Source organism: Nocardia alni (genome assembly GCF_019038435.1).
GTDB classification, from domain to species: domain Bacteria; phylum Actinomycetota; class Actinomycetes; order Mycobacteriales; family Mycobacteriaceae; genus Nocardia; species Nocardia alni.
Map to the genome: position 1 here is coordinate 20,971 of NZ_JAGPOX010000001.1, position 20,965 is coordinate 41,935.

Annotated in this window: 15 protein-coding genes; 8 read left to right on the forward strand and 7 right to left on the reverse strand. The window is 68.4% G+C overall.

Annotation, left to right across the window (positions count from 1 at the left end; all coding sequences use genetic code 11):
- The first annotated feature begins 41 nt into the window (after positions 1 to 41).
- On the forward strand, positions 42 to 1,178 hold the full coding sequence (locus JZ791_RS00100) for a Fic family protein (RefSeq protein ID WP_308162668.1): 1,137 nt from the start codon (positions 42 to 44) through the stop codon (positions 1,176 to 1,178).
- 56 nt (positions 1,179 to 1,234) lie between these two features.
- On the opposite strand, the gene JZ791_RS00105 is transcribed toward JZ791_RS00100, so the two are convergent.
- The 3 genes from JZ791_RS00105 to JZ791_RS00115 all read right to left on the reverse strand — a co-directional run bounded on the left by JZ791_RS00105 (position 1,235) and on the right by JZ791_RS00115 (position 4,521).
- Positions 1,235 to 3,217: a M13 family metallopeptidase gene (locus JZ791_RS00105; protein ID WP_216891998.1), complete on the reverse strand. Its 1,983-nt coding sequence runs from the start codon at positions 3,215 to 3,217 to the stop codon at positions 1,235 to 1,237.
- A gap of 61 nt (positions 3,218 to 3,278) precedes the next feature.
- A complete protein-coding gene (locus JZ791_RS00110) occupies positions 3,279 to 3,659 on the reverse strand; it encodes a DUF397 domain-containing protein (protein ID WP_216891999.1) in 381 nt (126 codons plus the stop codon).
- A gap of 10 nt (positions 3,660 to 3,669) precedes the next feature.
- A complete protein-coding gene (locus JZ791_RS00115) occupies positions 3,670 to 4,521 on the reverse strand; it encodes a Scr1 family TA system antitoxin-like transcriptional regulator (protein WP_216892000.1) in 852 nt (283 codons plus the stop codon).
- A 114-nt stretch (positions 4,522 to 4,635) separates the two neighbouring features.
- Here JZ791_RS00115 and JZ791_RS00120 point away from each other — a divergent pair, with 114 nt between their 5' ends.
- Positions 4,636 to 5,127, forward strand: coding sequence for a hypothetical protein (locus tag JZ791_RS00120; RefSeq protein ID WP_216892001.1), 492 nt, complete (start codon positions 4,636 to 4,638; stop codon positions 5,125 to 5,127).
- Between the two features lie 7 nt (positions 5,128 to 5,134).
- On the opposite strand, the gene JZ791_RS00125 is transcribed toward JZ791_RS00120, so the two are convergent.
- Both JZ791_RS00125 and JZ791_RS00130 read right to left on the reverse strand, forming a co-directional pair.
- Complete coding sequence (locus tag JZ791_RS00125; protein WP_216892002.1) at positions 5,135 to 5,659, reverse strand: DUF4190 domain-containing protein; 525 nt, start codon at positions 5,657 to 5,659, stop codon at positions 5,135 to 5,137.
- 127 nt (positions 5,660 to 5,786) lie between these two features.
- Positions 5,787 to 6,578 (reverse strand): pirin family protein, encoded by a 792-nt coding sequence (locus tag JZ791_RS00130; RefSeq protein ID WP_216892003.1) that lies wholly within the window; start codon positions 6,576 to 6,578, stop codon positions 5,787 to 5,789.
- Between the two features lie 309 nt (positions 6,579 to 6,887).
- Between JZ791_RS00130 and JZ791_RS00135 the strand changes: the two genes are divergently transcribed.
- Positions 6,888 to 8,249, forward strand: coding sequence for an MFS transporter (locus tag JZ791_RS00135; RefSeq protein ID WP_216892171.1), 1,362 nt, complete (start codon positions 6,888 to 6,890; stop codon positions 8,247 to 8,249).
- Here the strand turns inward: JZ791_RS00135 and JZ791_RS00140 are convergent.
- Positions 8,191 to 8,472 (reverse strand): hypothetical protein, encoded by a 282-nt coding sequence (locus JZ791_RS00140; RefSeq protein WP_216892004.1) that lies wholly within the window; start codon positions 8,470 to 8,472, stop codon positions 8,191 to 8,193. The genes JZ791_RS00135 and JZ791_RS00140 overlap by 59 nt on opposite strands.
- Before the next feature lie 269 nt (positions 8,473 to 8,741).
- On the opposite strand from JZ791_RS00140, the gene JZ791_RS00145 reads away from it, so the two are divergent.
- On the forward strand, positions 8,742 to 10,373 hold the full coding sequence (locus JZ791_RS00145; RefSeq protein ID WP_216892005.1) for a glycoside hydrolase family 183 protein: 1,632 nt from the start codon (positions 8,742 to 8,744) through the stop codon (positions 10,371 to 10,373).
- 56 nt (positions 10,374 to 10,429) lie between these two features.
- Entirely contained in the window at positions 10,430 to 11,239 is an 810-nt protein-coding gene (locus tag JZ791_RS00150; protein ID WP_216892006.1) for a hypothetical protein, read from the forward strand.
- Positions 11,240 to 11,305: 66 nt separating this feature from the next.
- Here the strand turns inward: JZ791_RS00150 and JZ791_RS00155 are convergent, their stop codons facing one another.
- The gene (locus JZ791_RS00155) at positions 11,306 to 12,760 is read right to left on the reverse strand and encodes a CCA tRNA nucleotidyltransferase (RefSeq protein WP_308162670.1); all 1,455 of its coding nucleotides are present in this window, start codon (positions 12,758 to 12,760) and stop codon (positions 11,306 to 11,308) included.
- A gap of 181 nt (positions 12,761 to 12,941) precedes the next feature.
- On the opposite strand from JZ791_RS00155, the gene JZ791_RS00160 reads away from it, so the two are divergent.
- The 3 genes from JZ791_RS00160 to murJ all read left to right on the forward strand — a co-directional run bounded on the left by JZ791_RS00160 (position 12,942) and on the right by murJ (position 20,723).
- Positions 12,942 to 13,478 carry an NUDIX hydrolase gene (locus tag JZ791_RS00160; RefSeq protein WP_216892007.1) on the forward strand — a complete coding sequence of 179 codons (537 nt, stop codon included), beginning with the start codon at positions 12,942 to 12,944 and terminating at the stop codon, positions 13,476 to 13,478.
- Complete coding sequence (locus JZ791_RS00165; RefSeq protein WP_216892008.1) at positions 13,475 to 15,982, forward strand: hypothetical protein; 2,508 nt, start codon at positions 13,475 to 13,477, stop codon at positions 15,980 to 15,982. The genes JZ791_RS00160 and JZ791_RS00165 overlap by 4 nt, the downstream gene beginning before the upstream one ends.
- A gap of 124 nt (positions 15,983 to 16,106) precedes the next feature.
- Entirely contained in the window at positions 16,107 to 20,723 is a 4,617-nt protein-coding gene (murJ, locus tag JZ791_RS00170) for a murein biosynthesis integral membrane protein MurJ (RefSeq protein WP_438804469.1), read from the forward strand.
- The last annotated feature ends 242 nt before the right edge of the window (positions 20,724 to 20,965 follow it).

Genomic DNA, 20,965 nt, shown 5'->3' on the forward strand with positions numbered 1-20,965 from the left:
GTCGCATTGACGTAATGATTAAATCATCTTAACCTGAAGGGGTGCTATTTCCGACTCCACCACTGACGGCAGACGATGCCCGCGTCCTGACAGACGTCGATCGGATGCGCGATGAGCTGCGCCATCAGCTTCAGGCGCAGCCGGGGAAGTGGGCCGGTGGTCTACGCAAATTTCTGACGGCGGATGCCGTGGCAGCTTCCAACTCGATCGAGGGCTTCAAGGTCTCGACGATCGACGTGGAGGATCTGATGGCCGGCGAGCGCGACGTCGACGTATCCGATGAGAACCGCGCCGAGACCCTCGCCTACGAGCAGATGATGACCTATATCCAGACATTGCACGATGTGGACGACTTCGCCTACAGCGCAGGGCAACTCAATGCGATGCACTGGATGTTGCAGGGACACAGGCATTCCCCGCGCAAGCCCGCAGGACAGTGGCGGCGCGGGCCTGTGTACGTGACCGATCCTCGCGATCCGAGCATTGCCGCCTACACCGCGCCCGAAGTCGGCCGAGTACCAGGTTTGATGACCGAACTCACCGAGTGGCTCAACACCCCCGACGACACCCATCCACTGATCCGTGCCGCGATGGCGCATCTGCACCTGGTGTCGATCCATCCGTGGGCTGATGGCAACGGCCGGATGTCACGCTCACTGCAAACGCTGCTGATCGCCCGGGAAGGTGTACTCGCACCGGAATTCTCGTCCATCGAGGCATGGCTGGGACGCCCCGGCAATACATGGGAGTACTACCAGGTGCTCGGTAGGCGCGGCAACATCTATCGACCGAGCCAGGACGTTTCGGAATGGATTCGGTTCAGTCTGGTTGCCTACCACCAACAGGCACAGACCGTGCACGCTCGGTGGGCTAGATCCGGGAAGGTATGGACACTGCTGGACGAATTCGCCGCGACCAGCGCACTCGACGAACGGGTCGTCGCAGCCCTGCACGACGTGGCAATGTCGGGCCGGGTGCGACGCACCCGCTATGAACAGTCGGAGGGGCTGAGTTTGCAGCAGGCACAACGCGATCTGCGCGACCTGGTCACCGTCGGTGTACTCGAATCGGTCGGCCGCACTCGCGCGCGGTATTACGTCGCCGGACCCCGCTTCCCCGACGCCGCGCTCGAAGTCGCACGCACGCCCAATCCGCTCACCGATCCCTACTCGCACTAAGTGCCGACAGCGTGCGGGCCTCAGCCGTCTTCGGCCAAGACCCGCGATCCACCGATCTACCAGATGCGTACGCGCTCAGCTGGTTCCAGGTACAGGTCATCGCCCGGATTCACGTCGAACGCTTCATGGAAGGTGTCCAAGTTACGCACGACGCCGTTGCAGCGGAACTCCGGCGGGGAGTGCGGGTCGACGGCCAGGCGGCGGATGGCTTCCTCCTGGCGAGCCTTGGTGCGCCACACCTGGGCCCAGCCGTAGAAGACGCGCTGCAGGCCGGAAAGGCCGTCGATGACCGGGGGCTCGGCGTCGCCGAGGGCGATCTTGTACGCCACCAGGGCGATCGACAGGCCGCCTAGGTCGCCGATGTTCTCGCCGATCGTGAACTCGCCGTTGACCTTGTGGTTGTCGGCCAGGCCCTTGGGGGAGAAGGCGCTGTACTGGTCGATCAACGCCTTGGTGCGCTTGCCGAATTCGGTGCGGTCCTCGTCGGTCCACCAGTCGATCATGTTGCCGTCGCCGTCGTACTTGGCGCCCTGATCGTCGAAGCCGTGGCCGATCTCGTGGCCGATCACCGCGCCGATACCGCCGTAGTTGGCGGCGTCGTCGGCGTTCATATCGAAGAACGGCGGCTGCAGGATCGCGGCGGGGAAGACGATCTCGTTCATGCCCGGGTTGTAGTAGGCGTTGACCGTCTGCGGGGTCATGAACCACTCGTCGCGATCGACCGGGCCGCCCAGCTTGTTCAGATCGCGGTCGTGGTCGGCGGCATAACCGTTGCGGTAGTTGCCGACCAGATCCGTCGGATCGACCGGCACCTGCGAATAGTCGCGCCAGCGGTCCGGGTAGCCGATCTTCGGGGTGAACTTATCCAGCTTGGCCAGCGCCGCCTCACGCGTCGCGGGGCTCATCCACTCCAGCTCGGAGATGTTACGGCGGTAGGCCTCGGTCAGATTGGCCACCAGCACCTGCATGCGCTGCTTGGCCTCCGGCGGGAAGTGCTGCTGCACATACAGTTTGCCGACCGCCTCGCCGAGCAGATCCTGTACCAGCGCCACGCCGCGCTTCCAGCGCTCCCGGTTCTCCTGGGCGCCGGTCAGCGTGCGGCCGTTGAAATCGAAGCTCTCCTCGACGATCTCGTCGGTGAGGTACGGGGCGCGCGCCCGCACGATGCGCCAGCTGGCCCACGCCTGCCAGTCCGCCAGGGGCTCGGCGGCCCACAGCCGGGCGAAGGTGCGCAGGTAATCCGGCTGGCGCACGACCACCTCGGCGAACAGCTCCGTGCCCGGCCGGTCCACGCCCTCGGACAGGGCCTCGGTCCATGCGGCCCAGTCGAATTCGGGACTCTCGGCGGTGAGCTCGGCGAATGTGGTAAGGTTGTAGCTCAATTCGGCGTCGCGGCGGCGCACCACATCCCAATGCGCCGCGGCCAGCTTGGTTTCCAGCTCGAAGACGCGCTGCGCGTCGAGGTCGAGGCCGGCCAGGGCGAACATGCGCCCGATGTGCGCGACGTATTTGGTCCGAATCTCGGCGTAATCGTCACTGCGGTAGTAGGACTCGTCGGGCAGGCCGATACCCGCCTGGCTCGCCTGCACCACGTAGCGCTCGGAATTCTTGTCGTCGGTGTCGACGTAGTAGAAGAATCCGCCGCCCACACCGGTGCGCTGCAACCGGCCCAGCAGCGCCGCGAACTCACCGCGATCGGTGACACCCGCCACCGCGGCCAGTTCGCCGGCGATCGGGGTCAGACCCGCGGCGCGCACGGCGGCCTCGTCCATGAAGCTGTTGTACAGATCGCCGATCTTGCGCTCCTCGGACCCCGGGGCGGCATCGGATGCGGCGGCGGCCTTGATGATCTCCTGCACGTCCAGCTCGGCCCGGTCGTACAACGTCCGGAAGGCGCCGTCGACCGCACGGTCGGCCGGAATCTCGTACGCGTCCAGCCAATGGCCGTTGACGTGCGCGAACAGGTCGTCCTGCACCCGCACGGCGTCGTCACGGTAGGTCAGATCTATGCCGGAGGAACTCGTCACGTCTGCAGTCACGACGTCCAGTATGCCGATCCACGCCGATCCGCGCCGTGGCCGAATCCGATAGTGGCCTCCTTCACGCCGGGGCGGGCGCCCGGTCGAACTCCCCGTCCCGCGCCCCGGCCAGGAACGCGGCCCATTCACCGGGGGTGTACGTCAACTCCACCGCACCGTGCCGGACCTTCATCCGGCCACCGCCCGCCGGCTCGGCGCCGAGTTGGCCGTCCGCACCGGCCCCGGCGAGCACGGCGGCCAGGAACCGCATCCATTCCCGGGCGTCGACGGTGATGACGGGCTCCTCGGCCGGGCGGTGCGCCGGATCGCGTCGGAATTTGCTGTCCCGGATGTGCACCGCAGCGCCGTCGAACCGAACCTCGACGCACTGATTCCCGTTGTTGGTACGGGTCGAGGTGAACCAGCCGGTGGCCGCGGGCCGATACCTGGCGATGCTGGGCATGAGCAGAATTTTACACGCGCGAATACTTGCGAATCAGCGCCAATGAGTCAGTGCGACTGAGGGATTGGTCGAGTGCGCGGACATAGGCGAACGCCAGGTCACGGACCTGATCCGGGTTGTCGACCGCACCGCCGAATACCGCGCTCTCGACCCATCCGAAGGTCGGCAGCGTCTGACCCGCGAAGTCCAGCAGATGAAAACTCGCCCCACCCAGGATCGCCCCGGCGCTGGCGTCGAACGGGATCACCCGCATCTCGATCGTGTCCAGCTCCTCCAGCAGATCCGCCAGGTACTCCAGTTGCCCGCGTAGCACCTTGGGGCCGCCGATCTGCTGCAACAGCGTCGCCTCGCCGACCACCGCGGTCAGATCCGCCCGCTCCGGGCCGCGCAGGCGCTGCTGGCGCCGCATCCGCACCGCGACCAGCTGCTCCACCTGCACCGGCCGGATCATCACATCCGCGCTGATCAGCGCCCGCGCGTAGTCCTGTGTCTGCAGCAGACCCGGAATCACCAGGCTGTCGTAGCTGCGGATGCTGTCCGCGCCGTATTCCATACCGTAGTAACGCTGCAGCTCCGGCCCGGTCAGCGCCGAATTCTTGGCCCACCAGCCGCGTTCCTTGCTGGTCTGCAACAGCGCGAGCAACTCCTCGTGCTCCTCCTCGGAAACATCCAGCAACTCCAGCACCGGGCCGATGGTATTCACGGTGAGCACCCGCCGGCCCTTCTCGACGTGCGACCAGTTCGCGGGGGTGAAGCCGACCCGCCGGGCGAAGGTGGCCGAATCGAATCCGCGCTGTTCTCGCAGCTCACGCAGGCGCAGAACCAATTCCCACCGGGCCACCGTGGGGGACACAGGTGCCATGGTCGCCGATGGTACGCCGGGAGAATCCCTATCGTGTGACTATTGTCATTTTGATTGCCTAGGATTACCGTCGAGTAAACGGTGTGACTGCACTCACAAAATGAGAGGCTCACCATGGATACCCCGGGATCGTTCGCCACCGCACAGGAAGCGCTGGAACGCTGTCGCAGGTATCGCAAGGAGAACGGTCTCTACGGCGTGGTCGACCAAGCTCTGGGCCGGATCATGGTGGAGATCGGCGTGGTCGGGGCGATCACCGTACCCGCGCCACTGGGTGCGCTGACGCGCGAACGGCTGCGCGCCACCGAACGGCCGGAAACGCCCGGGCAATCCCGTTGCGGCCCGATCATCGGACATCCCCGCTCACACCGCTGGACCTTCCTGACCGAGCACGCCGACGTCTCCACCCCGGATACGGCGGTCCTGACGGCCCTGATCGGGCAATACTCCGCGCTGGCACAGCCGGGCACCTGGATCGTGCTGCCCTCCCCGGCCGACGAGCGCACCGGCTACCGGGTGTGGATCGACTCACCCGACGGACACTTCCGACCCGATCTGGCCGAGGTCATCGAGGCGATCCGCAGTTGCGGCTCACCGGTGCGGTGAGCGGATCTCAGGGCGTCGTGGGAGGCACGTTCTGCAGACTCGACTTCAGGTCGTCGGAGCACTTCTGCAGCTTCGCCTGATCGTTGTTCGCCTGCTGCACACATGTCTTGTAGTCGGTGCCGCCGTGGTTCATGACCCAGTTGCCCGCCACGACGCCGATCGCGATCGCACCGATCAGGCCCAGCAGCGCGAGCACCGTGCCGGTGATCGCCATCCCGCCACCCGCGGCGGTGCCCCGGCGGGCCTTGACGATGGCGATGAGGCCGAAGATCAGACCGAGGACTCCGAACACGACGCCGCCGAACACCGTCCAGCAGCTGAGCAGGGCCAGCAGGCCCAGCACCAGGGCGGTGACGGCCAGACCCCGGCCGCCCCGCGGCCGATATTCCCCCGGCGGGGTCGGATAGCCGCCCGGAGGCGGCGGATAACCGCCCGGCTGCGGATAGTTCCCGGACGACGGATAGTTGCCGTATTGCCCGGCCGGATCCTCACCCGGCCGCGGCGACGGATAGGGCGGGGGATACTCCGTCATGGCAGTCCTCTCGTTCACCCTACGATATGCCGGGTTCGTATCGAGTGCCGATGTTATTGCCGGGCCGTCCTACCGCCGCTGCTTCGCGTCGGCGTGTTGGCCGGCGGCGTGTCCGGAATGGCGCGGACTATTGCCCGCCCAGCCGCGCGTGCATCTCCCACACGATGATCTCCGAGGGCACATGCGCGGTGATCCGCTGGCCGCCACTGCGGGTCAGGCGTACCGCGTCCCCGGCGTAGAGCATGCCGAGGCCCTCCATCTCCACTTCGCCCTCGGCCACGAACAGGTGCAGGTACGGCGCCTCGGGAAGCTCGACCACGGCCGGGCGACCGGGCAGCCCCACATTCGCCACATGCATGGCCGAGTGGCTGCTGTTGATGGCGATCGCCGTGCGGTCCCGATAGCGCGGCAGGCCGGAGGCCACCGTCACCAGAGCACCGGCGGCGAGTTCGTCATCGATGTCGAGTTGCTGGTAGCCGGGTTCCAGGCCGGGCTCATCGGGCACCACCCACATCTGCACGAAATGCACCGGATCGCTGTGCTCGGCCGTGCCGCCCTGTGCGGCGGGCAGCTGCCACGAATCGTTCTTCTCCGAGTGCATGATTCCGGTGCCGGCGCTCATCCGCTGCGCGAGTCCGGGATAGATGATGCCGTTGTGCCCCAGCGAATCCTGGTGTACCAGAGAGCCACTGAGCACCCAGGTGACGATTTCCATATCCCGATGCGGATGCGTCTCGAAACCCTCACCGGGACGGACGATGTCCTCGTTGTTCACCAATAACAGTCCGTGATGGGTGTTTTCGGGGTCGTAATGCTCGCCGAACGAGAACGAATGCTTGGAATCCAGCCACGCCACACGGGTTTTCATGCGGTCGCCACCGCGATGAACGTCGATGTGAGGGGTCGTGAGTGTGGACACCGCGGTCCTCCTCTCGGGCCGAGCACCGATCACTGTTCAGGCCGGGGGACGACACGAGCCGTGGTACGAGCCCCAGACCTCGAATTCCTCTTAAATCCTAGCTTGCCACACCATCGCCCATGTCGCCGTATCAGGCGCAGCAACCATTCGGCATCCGCGGCACGGAATCGGCCCCGGTACGGTTCACGAAAAGGGCGAGAACGCGTATCCGTTACACCCTCGCGCCGAGCGAGCCGGGTCACCGACGCCCGAGCGATGCGGAGGACGATCATTCACAGCCGAGGTGACGACATGACCGCGCGCGAGGACATGCCCGCGCGCGGATGGGCCGCACGGCGAGCTGCGCTGCGCGGGTTGCGGCGCTCGGGCCCTGAACTTCCGCGGCTGGCGCTGGTCCGCTTCGCGGGGCAGTTCGGGGACGGGATGTTCCAGGCGGCCCTGTCCGGAGCCATCCTGTTCAACCCCGAGCGGCAGACCGATCCGCTCGCGATCGCCGCCGGATTCACCGTATTGCTGCTGCCGTATTCGGTGATCGGCCCCTATGCCGGTGCGCTGCTGGACCGTTGGGACCGCCGTTCGGTGCTGCTGACAGCGAATGTTCTGCGTGCCTTGCTGATCGGTGCGACGGCCGTCGCGCTGGGCACGGGCGTGCGGGAGACACCGCTGCTACTCCTCGCGCTGTCGGTGGTCGGGGTCAGCCGGTTCGTGCTGTCGGGGGTGTCCGCGGCGCTGCCGCGCGTCCTGGACCGGCGCTGGCTGGTCCCGACGAATTCGGTACTGGCGACCGTCGCATCGGGGTGCGCCGGGGCCGGCGCCGCCGCCGCGGTGGGGATCATCGGCGTCATCGGCGCCGGGAATCTGTCCGGCGCGGTCGCGGTGGGCGCCAGTGCGGGCGGATCCATCGTCGGTGCGGTGTGCGCGGCCCGGTTCCGTCCCCGGGCGCTGGGGCCGGATGCGGGGGAGTCGGGTAGCACGGTGAGCTCGGTCCGGGCCATTCTGACCGGACTGCGGACGGGCGCCGGTGCGGTGTGGGAATCGGTGGAATGCACCACCGCGATGATCGGGATCGGCGTGCATCGCATCGTGTTCGGCGCGGACACCCTGCTCATGGTGCTGGTTCTGCGCAGCGCGGCGGGCGGCGCGGGCTCGCTCGGCGGCGGCCTGGTCGGATTCGGTGTCGCGATCGCCGCCACCGCCATCGGGATGCTGGTCGCGGCGGTGGTCGCACCGCTGACGATCCCTCGCCTGGGCCGCTCGCGCACCGTCGTCGCGGGCCTGTGCACGGCCCTGGTGGTGCAGTTGACGCTGGTCACGCCGATCACCCTGGCGACCGGCACGGGCCGTGGCGCGGCCGGCCACCTGTTGCTGGCCGGGGCGTTCCTGCTGGGCCTGGCCGGGCAGATGATCAAGCTCACCGGCGACGCCGCGATGCAGATCGATATCGACGACACGCGGCGCGGCCAGGTGTTCGCGCTACAGGACACCGTCTTCAACATCGCCTTCGTGCTCGCACTCGGCGTGGCGGCGCTGCTCATCCCGGCCGACGGGCGCTCGTTCGGCGTGGTGCTGGCGGGCGCCGGATGCTATGCGCTGGGGATCGTCGCTGTCACGGTCAGGTCGCTATCGGCCAGATCTGATGGTTCCAGGTGCCCAGTCCGCTGGGATCGGTGAAGTAGTGGTCCAAGACGCCGTCACCGTCCAGATCCAGCGCGGCGATATCGGCGACGCCGTCGCCGTCCGAATCCCACAGCGCGTCGTCGGCACGCCCCGAGCCGTCGAAATCCAGGCGCACCGCATCGCACACTCCTGTGCCGGACAGGTCCAGATCCGCGGGAGAGGACCAGGTGTGTGTGATGCCGTCACCGGTGCCGAACACGTAATCGATGTCGGTCATACCGATTTCGACGCAGCGGTTTGCTCGCGGGTTCCCGGGGAACCCCGCCGATTTCCCGCCACGCCGACGTTCAACCCTCCTACCACCGATAGGTCGGCTAGATTGAACGGGCTGTGCCCGGCCCATCCACCCGAACGTGCGATGTATCACCGTGGCTCGGCGTATTCCGGAGCGGAACTTCAGAGAGGCCGAGAGCTTGCTGGCGAAGTATCGGGGCGAGGCGCAAGTCGGTGAAATCCGCGTCCAGGCCGGGAAGTAGCGGTTCGAACGTGTCCTCTCGCCTCGAAAAGGCCTGTGCGCCCGCATTCTTCGGTGTAGTGCTGATCGGTGTGCTGCTCGTGCCGTCTCCGGTGCGGGCCGAGCCGCTGCCCTGGGCGCCGCCACCGGTGAACGCCTGCGGTGAAACCGGTTTCGATCCGCGAGCCCGCGAGCCCGATCCGAACGCGCCGCCACCGCCGCTGCTGCCGCCGACCATCAACATTCCGGTTCCGGTACCGCAGATCACCCCGGTGCCGGTGCCCGGACCGCCACCGAACAAGACTCGCATCGATCCCCGGGCGCTGCCGAAGGATCCGTGCCGGAACCCGTGCCCGGATATCCGCAACGACCGGACCATATCGGTACTGCCCGATCCGAAGGACTCCGAAATTCCCTCGACGCCGGCCCAGCCCGGTAACTCCGGACCGGCGGGTGGTTCAGCAAGCGGATCGGGCAACGGCTCCAGCGGCGGATCCGGGCGGTTGAACATTCCGAACGTCCAGATCACGCCCGATATCGAGCCGATACCGATTCCGATCCCCGGCGGGCCGCCCCTGCCGCCGGAAACGCCGCCGCCCCCGGTGGTGCATCCGGCCCAGCCCGGACCGGTCGACGCGGCGCCGTCGCCGCGCACCGTCACCTCGGTGGACCTGGTCAACCAGGTCACCGGCCACGGCTCGGTCAACCGCACCGATATGCGCTGGTCACTCGACGGCACCGATCTGGGGATCATGTGGCAGACCAAGCCCGGTCAGGTCGCGGTCCTGTTCGGCGACACCTTCGGCAAGGGCTGGAACGGCAGCGGTGCGGGCGGGGTGAACCAGGACTGGCGCAGTAACGTGCTCGCGTACAGCTCCCAGCACGACCTGTCCAAGGGCCTGACGATCGACACTATGGTCCAGAACAGCCGCTGCCACGCCACCGAACTGCTGAACAGCCGCAAGATCAAGAACTTCGAGACGACCGTCATCCCGACCTCCGGCTTCGCCCTCGGCTCGCGGCAGTACATCAGCTATATGTCGGTGCGCCGCTGGGGCGAGATCCCGGGGACGTGGTGGACCAACGACGGCGGCCTGGCCTACTCCGACGACGACGGCAGGACCTGGGTCGAGGATCAGTACGCCAAGTGGGACAACATGTTCGGCCTCGACCGCTTCCAGGTCACCACGATGGTGCCGCACGGCGACTACGTGTATATGTTCGGCACACCCAACGGACGCATCGGGGTCATCGGACTGGCCCGGGTGCCCACCACCCAGCTGCTGAACAAATCCGCCTATCAGTACTGGGTCCACGGCACCTGGGCCCCGGCGCGGGAGAACGACGCCACCCCGCTGTTCCCCGGACTCGCGGGCGAACTGTCGGCCCGCTACGACGATTCCACCCAGCAGTGGCAGATGGTGTACCTGGACTCCGTCCGGGGAGCCATCGTGCTGCGCACGGCCCACGCACCGCAGGGCGCCTGGACCGATGAGGTGCCGCTGGTGAATACGAGCGACTATCCCACGGCCTACGGCGGCTTCATCCACCCGTGGTCGACGGGCAAAGATCTGTACTTCACGATCTCGGCCTGGAACAGCTACAACGTGTACCTCATGCATGCGACGCTGAACGACCCGCAGAAGCAGGGACCCAAGAAGTAGGGGTCGCCGATCTGGGAGAGCCGAAGATCATCGCGGCAAGTACGCTCGACTCAGTCATGGTCACCAATTTCGATCCCAGATCCTGGCGACCCGGGTCACGTGCCCTCGGCCTCGGCAGGCGTCTGCTGGATCTGGACCAGTGGAGCAGCTTCACCACCGCGTGGCTCGACCCGGTGGCGGATCTCGGCTCGGGCACCGTCACCGCGCTGGTGCCCGATGTGCTGATGACGCTGCTGAGCGGGGGAATCCTGAGCCGATTCGGCGGCCAGGAGGTCACCGCCGCCATACTCGGCCACGAGATGAGGGGCGCCCTGCGGACGCTGACCGCCCGTCGCCGCGGCGCGAACTTCGAGGTCGAGGCGGTGCTCGAGGAACTGCACTGGGACCGGTATCCCATCGATGAGCTGACCGTCGTCGCGCACGGTGTGCGGCTGATTCCGGGCGTCCCGACCAAGGTGCGCGCCAGCATGATCGATATCACCGGCACCGTGAGTACGGCGGCGCTGCTCGACTGGCTCAACACCTGGGAGTTCGATTGGGAGCTGGGGGCGGACCCGAGCGGCCTGCTCGTCGGCCGGCATCGACGGCAGCGCACGCGCGCCCTGATCGATGCGTCGGTCATCGACGACCTGCTCACGATCGTCGTGCATCGGGTGAGCCGGTGTGGCGTCCGGATTCCGCGCAGGTGGGCCCGCGTGGCGCCGATACCGCTGACCGACCTGCCGAAGGACATCCGCGTGCGCAGTACCCGGCGCGAGGGCGATCGCGTGCGATTCCAGCTCGAAATCCCCGAACTCACCGCATCGTTCGATCTGGCTCAGATCCGCTCGGCGATCGTCGCGGGAACGACGCTGGTCATCTTCTAGAGACGGATCCCGCCGGGAAGTACGCGCGGTTTCCCGTGAAACCCGGGATCACGGTTTCCCGTGAAACTATTGCCCGCCCGCGTTCCACCACTCGCGCAGGGCCTGCTCGGCCTCCTCGCGCGTCATGGGCCCGCGATCCAGGCGTAGTTCCTTCAGGTAGCGCCAGGCCCGGCCCACCTGCGGCCCCGGTTCCAGACCCAGCAGCTCCATGATGGCGTTGCCGTCCAGGTCCGGGCGCACCCGCTCCAGGTCCTCCTGCTGCTGTAGGCGCTCGATACGCGTCTCGAGGTCGTCGTAGGTGGCGCGCAGCGCGGCGGCGCGGCGTTTATTGCGGGTGGTGCAGTCGGCGCGCACCAGCTTGTGCAGGCGCGGCAGCAGCTCACCCCCGTCGGTGACGTAACGACGCACCGCGGAATCGGTCCACTGTCCCTTGCCGTACCCGTGGAAGCGCAGGTGCAGATACACCAGCCGGGCCACATCCTCGGTGAACTGCTTCGGATACTTCAGCGCCCGCATGCGCTTGCGCACCATTTTCGCGCCGACCACCTCGTGATGATGGAAGCTCACCCCGCCGCCGGACTCGTTGCGCTTGGTCGGCGGCTTGCCGATATCGTGCAGTAGCGCCGCCCAGCGCAGGATCAGATCGGGATCGCCGTGCTCCTGATCGATGGCCTGACGCAGCACCGTCAGCGAATGCTGGTAGACGTCCTTGTGCTGGTGGTGCTCGTCGATCTCCAGCTTCATCGCCGGCACCTCGGGCAGCACCCGCTCGGCCAGCCCCGTCTCGCACATGATGTCGATGCCCTCGGTCGGATATGCACCGCCGATCATCTTGTCCAGTTCGGTGCGCACCCGTTCGGCGGTGATCCGGTCGATCTCCGGAGCCATCGCGACGATTGCCTCTCCCACCCGCGGCGCGAGCTCGAACCCCAGCTGCGAGACGAACCGGGCGGCACGCAGCATGCGCAGCGGATCGTCGTTGAACGAATCCTCCGGCGCGGCAGGAGTGTCCAGCACACCCGCCAGCAGCGCGGACATTCCGTCCAGCGGATCCACGAACTCGAGCGACCCGTCCGCCCCGACCCGCACCGCCATCGCGTTCACGGTGAAGTCGCGCCGGACCAGATCGGCCTCGAGCGTATCGCCGAACGTCACGACGGGATTGCGCGAAACCCGGTCGTAGTTGTCACTGCGGAACGTGGTGATCTCCAGCTGCCACCCCGCCTTCGACGCGCTCACCGTCCCGAACGCCAGACCTCCGGTGTCCCAGAGATTGTCGGCCCACCCGCGCAGAATGCTCTGCACGGTCTCGGGCCTGGCATCGGTGGTGAAGTCCAGATCGGTCCCCAACCGCCCGAGCACCGCATCGCGCACACTGCCACCCACCAGGTACAACTCATGCCCGTGCGCCGCGAACATCTCACCCAGCGGAGTCAGCACATTCGACAACCGCCCCAGCGTGATCGCCGCCGCCGCGAGCAATCTCGTACGCCGATCCTCCGGGGGCAGGGAGACCGGCACTGCTATGTCCTCGGACTTCGGCGAAACCACAGACACGCAGCTTACGCGTCAACCACCGCGGCCAACCCAGGCACACAGCCTCCGAGTCGACCTGACCGACTGTGTCGCGACCACGTGAACACTGCACGGCCACGCCGGAGTGAAGCGGAGACCATACCCACAGCGCCGCTAGACTATGGCGGTGTCTCCGGCCGATCGCGCGAACAGTCGACGCCGCCAGCCCCGGCGCCGCGGTTCGGCCGGTAATGCGGCCAAACCTAGGATGCGCACTGTCCGGGAAACCTCGGCGGGCGGGTTGGTCGTGGACGGGCTGGACGGACCGCGCGAGCAGCGGTCCGCGGCTCTGATCGGCCGCACAGATCGGCGCGGGCGCCTGCTGTGGTCGCTGCCGAAGGGGCATATCGAGGAGGGCGAGACCGCCGAGCAGACCGCCGTGCGCGAGGTGGCCGAGGAGACCGGTATCAACGGCGTGGTTGTCGCCGAACTCGGCAGCATCGACTATTGGTTCGTCACCGAGGGGCGCCGGGTACACAAGACCGTGCATCATTATCTGATGCGCTCGGTGGGCGGTGAGTTGTCCGACGCCGACGTCGAGGTCACCCAGGTTGCCTGGGTGCCGCTCACCGACCTGGAGTCTCGGCTCGCATATGCCGACGAGCGCCGACTGGCGGAGGTCGCCACCCGCCTGATCGACCGGATGGAGAACGGCAAACAATGACGTATGCGGGTCGCCAGACCGCGGCCACGGCACTCATCGTCCTGCTCCTGGCCCTGCTGGGCCTGCCGCTGAGTGGCACGGCCGCGGCGGATCCCGGCGGATCGGCCACGACGACACCGAAGTTCCTCAAGCTCACCCTCGATTCGGTGACCCCGAATTCGGTCACCACCAACAGCGATTCGGTTCTGACCATCTCCGGCACGGTGACCAACATCGGCGACCGGGAGGTATCCGATATCGCGGTGCGCACCCAGCGCACGGCCGCGATCGGCGATGCCCGGGGGCTGCGCTCGTCGCTGCGACTGGACCAGGTCGACTACACCGTTACCACGCCGTTCCAGGACGTCGCCGACACTCTGGGACCGGGACAGCGCCAACAGTTCACGCTGCACGTCGGTGTGCGCGCGGGCAGTAAGGGCACCGCTGGCAGCGCGCCGGTCACCTCGTCCCTGGACATCACCGAGCCCGGCGTCTATCCGTTGCTGCTGAACGTCAACGGCACCCCCGCCTACGGCGGCCAGGCCCGCCTGGACGACGCCCGCTTCCTGCTCCCGGTGCTCGGCCTGCCCTCCCTGCCGAACGACGCGGACCAGAAATCCGGCGGTGTGCAACCGATTCCGGCGCCCACCGACGCCCCGGTGGCGACCACCATGCTGTGGCCCCTGGCCGACCGGCCGCGACTGGTCGCCGGAATTCCCGGCTCGGTCGCCGGCAAGGCGTTGCTGACCGACGACGAGCTGGCCGGCGAGCTGGCCGCGGGCGGGCGGCTGGACCAGTTACTGGGCGCGGTGGAACAGGCCGTCCGCCCCGATTCCGCCCGGACCGGGCCCAATGTCGCAGGCGCGCTGTGCCTGGCCATCGATCCGGATCTGCTGCTCACCGTGTCGGATATGACCAATGGCTACCGCGTTCTGGCCAGCCCGTCCGATCCGGACGGCCCGACCCGCGACGGCACCGGGGCAGCCGCCGCGAAGGCCTGGCTGGATCGGCTGCGCGCACTGGCCCCCGCGATGTGCACCGTGGCCCTGCCGTTCGCACAGGTCGATCTGCCCGCCTTGGCCGCGACCCACGATGCCGCGCTGGCCGAGCGCGCGATCTCCTCGCCCGCCGACATCGTCGATCGGATCCTGTCGGTCAAATCGCTGCGCGGGGTGAGCCTGCCCGATACCGGCACCATCGACGCGAACGCCGCGACGATGCTCACCGGACACGACTTCACCACCGCGGTCCTGGCCGACAACGCGGTCGACGTCGGCGATTCCGCGACGGCGCGCAATGCCGTGGCGGTGTCGGCCACTACCTCCGGCGCCCCGGCCATGACGCGCCTGCACGGACGGACAGCCTCGACCACGGGCACCGCGAGCACCGCATCGGCGCCCGACCCCGGACTGAAGGTCGCCACCTTCGATGTCTGGTCGGCCACCGCACTGGCCGCGGTCGGCTCCAATCCACCGACGCCCACCTTCACCCCGGAACGGGTGCGCTATGAGGTGGCCAAGGATTCCCGGGCGGCGCGACTGCAGGACGCCCTCGGCGCGATGTCCTGGGCGGCGCTCAATCCGCGACCGGGCCAGGCGCGTTCGCTGCTGCTGATGCCGCCGCAGCAGTGGAGCGCCAATCGGGACGAAGCCAGCGCCCTGCTCGAGCAGCTGGACGCGATGCTCCGCAACGGCCTGGCCACGCCGCGGTCGTTTCAGGATCTGCTGGCCCTGCAGCCGGATCCACGCCCGTTCGAGCTGAACTATCTGTCCAACGCGGCCGATACCGCCGTGCCGAGAGGGTTCATCGCGCCCGTGCAGCAGCTGTCCGCGCGGATCGCCAACCTGTCCGGCGCGCTGGTCGAGGTTCCGCAGCAGGAGCCGACGCCGCAGACCTTCCTGTCCCCGCTGCGCGATGATCTGGTGCGGGTGCTGTCCTCGTCGGACCGGTCCAGTCCGGTCGAACAGGCCGACATCGCCGCACAACGCCGGCTCGACCAGAGCACGGTGGACCTGAACGCGATGTATCACTCGGTGACGGTTCTCCCGCCCGGCGGGGTGTACACGCTGGCCTCGGAGCAGAGCCCCCTGCTGCTGGTGGCGCGCAACGACCTGCCCGTAGCGGTGCGGATCCGGCTGCGGATCGGTGCGCCCGAGGGCGCCGACATCACCGATATCGGCGAACAGACGCTGCCCGCGGAGGGCACGCGATCCTTCCAAATCCCGACGAAGGTCAGCGATACCCGTAATCTGACAATTCCGATCTCCATTACCACACCCGATGGGATACCGCTCGGCGACGCCGTATCGGTCAAGGTTCGGTCCAACGCCTACGGTTCTGCGTTGGCGATAATTACCGCATGTGCCGGAGCACTGCTGTTCCTGTTGGCCGGTCGTCGCCTGTGGCGCCGCTTCCGGGGACAGCCGGATCCGGCCGATGAGGGTTTGGACCCCGGCAAACGGCGCAGGCTGAACAGATACCTGCGGGCGCGCACGCGGGTGCTGCAGCGACAGGAGACACCATGAGCCAGCACGGTGAGCGGGCGAGTTCGGCCGAGTGCGGCACGTCGGTCCGGGGTGACCTGCCGCGTATCGCCGGTGGCTCCCGCGCCATCGCCTCGGCGCCTGTCCGGCCGGCGCGGTGCGCCCGATGACCGGGTACGAGGACCCACGCCGCGCCGAACCCGCCGAGGACGATCCGGCCCGGCGGCGGCATCCGGCCGCGCCGTGGGAGCGTGCGGCGGATCGTGAGCAGAACCACCCGGGTCCGCCGATGCGGGTGCCGCTGACCGGACCGATTCCCCACGTTCCTCCCGCCGACCAGCAGTATCCGAGTCCGCCGAGCGCCGCGGCGCCACAGCTGCCGAGCAGACCGGTCCCGCCGCCGAACGGAGCGCCTCGCCAGCCCCCGCCGAACCCGGCGGATCGACGCATGCCGCCCGGCGGCCCAGCCCGGCCGGACCAGATGCCGCCCGGCGCGGACCGGCGCCGAATGCCGCCCAACGGCCCGGACCGGCGCCTGCCGCCGGAGCAGCGGCCGCCGAGCGGAGCGGTGCGCCGAGTGCCGCCCAACGGCGCCGACCGGCGCCCGCCACCGGACCAGATGCCGCCCGGCGCGCCCCCGCGCCGCAGGCCACCGGACCAGGCGCCCCCGAGCGGAGCCATGCGCCGAGCGGCCCCGGACAATATGCCGCCGAGCGGTGCGATGCGGCAGCAGGCGCCGCCGTCCGGTGACATGCGCCGGGTGCCGCCGGGTCCGCCGAGCGGGCCGATGCGGCGGGTGCCGCCGGACGGTCGGCAGCCCAGGCAGCCGAGACCCGACGACGACAAACCCCGCGGCCGCAGGCCCGGGCCGGACGCGCCCCATCCCGGCCGACGGTCCTATCCGGCAGATCCGCCCAGCGGTCAGCAGCGGCGGGTGCCCCGCCCGTCGGCACAGTCCGAGGCCCGGCCGAGGCCGCAGCGCATACCCGCCGGGACCGCCCGCGCCGAGCGGCCCGCGCCCGCGCAGACCGGTCAGCAGACCGCGGTCAGGCCCGAGAATTCCAATTCGCGGCTGCTGAGCGCCACCGGTTCGATCGCGATCGCGACGCTGATGAGCCGGATCACCGGTTTCGCCAAGCAGGCACTGGTACTGATGGCGCTGGGCCCCGCGGTCGCCAGTGCGTTCACCGTCTCCAGCCAGATCCCGACGATGATCGAGCAGTTGGTGCTGGGCGCCGTGCTCACCGCCTTCGTGGTCCCGACACTGGTCCGCGCGCAGAAAGAGGACCACGACCAGGGCGAGGCGTTCATCCGGCGGCTGTTCACCGTGGCGGTCGTGGTGCTGTGCGGTGTCGCGCTGATATGTACCGCCGCCGCCCCGGCCCTGACCAAGTACCTGTTCCTGACCCACGACGGCAAGGTCAGCGTCGGACTGACCACCGCACTGGCCTATCTGCTGATTCCCGCAGTGCTGTTCTACGGCATGTCCTCACTGCTGATGGCGGTGCTCAACACCCACGAGATCTTCAAGCCGGGCGCATGGGCGCCGGTGCTGAACAACCTCACGATGCTCGTCGTGCTCGGCCTGTACCTGGTATTGCCGGGCGGAATCACCCTCGACCCGTTCCGGATGGGCCAGCCGAAGGTGCTGCTGCTGGGCTGCGGCATCACCTTCGGTGTCTTCGTCCAGGTGGTGAGCATGATCCCGGCCATCCGGCGGGCCGGGATCAGCCTGCGCCCGCTGTGGGGCTTCGACGACCGGCTCAAGCAGTTCGGCGGCATGGCCAGTGCGGTCGTGCTGTACGTGCTGATCAGCCAGGCCGGATTCATCTTCGCCACCCGGGTGTCCTCGCACTGGGATGTGGCCGGTCCGGCCATCGTCAACCAGGCTTGGAACCTGCTGCAGCTGCCCTACGGCGTGCTGGGCGTCACCGTGCTCACCGCGATCATGCCGCGGCTGAGCCGCAATGCCGCCAACGACGACACGCCCGCCGTGGTCGACGACCTCGGTACCGCCACCCGGTTGACCATGATCGCCCTGGTCCCGGTGGTGCTGTTCCTGACCGTCGCGGGCCCGCAGGTCGGCGACGTGCTGTTCGGTTACGGCCACTTCGGCCACGACAACGCGCACCGGCTGGGTGAGGCGGTCAGCTGGTCGGCCTTCGCCCTTATTCCGTATGCGCTGGTGCTGATCCACCTGCGCGTGTTCTACGCCCGGGAACAGGCATGGACGCCGACCTGGATCATCCTGGGCATCACGGCGGTCAAGATCCTGGTGTGCGCGATCGCCCCGATGATCGTCCCCCCGGATCAGATCGTGATGGCGCTGAGCATGGCCACCGGGCTCGGCTTCCTCACCGGTGCGATCGTCGGCGGCTGGCTGCTGCATCGCAGCCTGGGCGATCTGCGCATGTCGAACGTCGGCCGGACGGTGACCAGGGTGGTCCTGGCCTCGGTCGCGGGTGCGGCGGTCACGCTGATCGTGGACCAGCTACTCGGCCTGCCGCGCCTGCACCACGGCCTCGGCGCGCTGCTGCGGGTCTGCATCGACGGTATCGTGATGTTCGGCGTCGCGTTCGGCCTGATGCGCCTGATCGGCATTCCGGAGATCGTCGCCATCACTGTCGCGATCTCCCGCAGGCTGGGTCTCACCCCGCCGGCGCCGGATCTGGACCTCGGAGGCGGGATCGATGGCAGTCAGGACACCATGCTGTTGCCGCGGCCCGAACCGGCCTCGCCGTACTACTACCGGTACGACCCGTATACCGATGCGCAGACCATGGTTCTGCCGGTTATCCGCCCTGGCGCGGTTGACCGTACCGGCCGGGGTGAGTTCCCGTACCCTGTTCCGCAGAGAAACGCAAATGCCGACCCCGGTGACGTCGCCTACAACGCGGAGCCGGCTGCCGGCAGGGTCGGCGACGGGCCGGATGCGCCGCCGGCGTATCGGACTTCGGCACATCAGGGTGAAGGAGGAACGAGGGTGAGCGACGACGCGGCGGGCGGCGTCCCTGCCGCTGATACTGCCGGTACCGAGGCAGGAACGGTGCGCATCGACGAACCCGAGATCAGGGATGTGCCACCGGCCGAGGCCGAGCAGCACACCGAGGGACCCGAATACGGCGAGGATCCGCCTCCGCGCGATCCCACCTACGACACCGGCATGCTGCCGGTCGGATCCCCGGAGATGCCGCCGATGCGGGTCGAATCGCCGTCCCGGCGTACCCCGCGCGGTCCCAAGCTGATTCCGGGCGCGTCGGTGGCGGGCGGCCGCTACCGGCTGCTGGCCGACTGCGGCGGCTCGCGCGGGCTGCGGTTCTGGCAGGCCCTGGATGTGAAGCTGGATCGCGAGGTCGCGCTGACCTTCGTGGACGCCGATCAGGCGTCCGCGGACAACTCCGGTCACGACGGTCCGCAGGCGATCCTGTCGCGCACCCTGCGCCTGGGGCGCATCAACTCCCCGGGTCTGGCTCGCGTGCTGGACGTGGTCCGCGGCAGCTCCGGCGGCATCGTGGTGGCCGAGTGGACTCCGGGACGCTCGCTACGCGAGATGGCCGACACCATGCCCTCGCCGATCGGCGCCGCCCGCGCGGTGCGGGCGCTGGCCGCCGCGGCCGAGCTCGCCCATCGCGGCGGTGGCTCACTGTCCATCGACCATCCCGACCGGGTGCGTATCAGCGCATCGGGCGATGCGGTCCTGGCATTCCCCGGCACCCTGTCCGACGCCGACGCCCAGGGCGACGTGCGCGGGCTCGGCGCCATGCTCTACGCGCTGATCACCGCCCGGTGGCCGATTCGCTCCGGCGGTGCCGTCAGCGGGGCGGCGGTGACCGTGGGCGGGCTGCCGCTGGCTGATTTCGGTCCCGACGGCACGCCCGTCGAGCCGCGGCAGATCCGGCCCGAGACGCCCTTCGAGATCTCCGCGGTCGCGGTGCGGTCGCTGGAGTCGAACAAGGGCGTGCGCACCGCCGCGACGGTGCAGCACGTGCTCGAGCAGGCCTCTGTGGTCGACCAGAAGACCGACTTCATCCCGGTCCTGCGGCTGGGCCAGCGCGCGCAGTCGACGATGGCCGAGGAATCCCTGGCCGATCCGGAACTGCTCGCGGCGGAAAAGGAACGCTCGCAGCGGATGCTGTGGATCCTGGTCGGGCTCGGCGTGCTGGCGGCGCTGGTCGTCGGCGTGATCATCTGGTGGCTGCTGAGCGTGTTCGCGCCGTCGAGTTCGAACGCGCCGCTGGACGACCAGCGCCAGCTCGGGCTCACCACGGCCGCGGTGGCGCCGCCCAGCCCGAACGCCGTGACGTCGGCCTCCGTGCCTTCCATGGCGACCAAACCGGGCGCCGGGGTGCCCGTGCCGATCACCGGCGCCACGGTGTTCTCACCGGAGGGCACCCCCGACGATCCCACCCACGTCGCCGCGGTGCTGGACGGCAATCCGACCACCATGTGGCGCACCGACCAGTATTTCCAGCAGTTTCCCGCGCTGAAGAAGGGCGTGGGCATCATGACCACGCTCGGCAGCCCGAGCAAGCTGACCAAGGTGGTCATCGACTCGCCGAGTGCGGGCACGGTGGTGGAGATCCGCACCTCGCCGACCGCCTCGCCCACCCTCGACCAGACCCAGCAGATCGGTCAGGTCACGCTCGGCAACGGCACCACCACGATCCCGGTGAGCACTGACCAGCCGGTCAGCTACGTACTCATCTGGATCACCGCGCTGGCCAACCAGGGCGGCCAGTACCAATCCCAGATCGGCGAGATCCACTACGAGGCCGCGCCCTGATCACCTCGCCGGCCGACCCGGCACGTAGCGCGACACGCCGCGCCTGACTCGGTGGTCACCGCGCTCTGGTTGCCTGCCCTTCAACCCTGCCGATATGATTCGCAGCGCGCTCTCGGCAGGGGAGCTTCCCAGGATCTGTCGTCTCGGTCCTGGATGAGCGAAGTTATGTGGCATGCGTCCGATCCGCTGACGCGATGCCGTCTCCAGCGCTGGGCCAAGGGGTAAGTGTTGTCGTTTGAAGC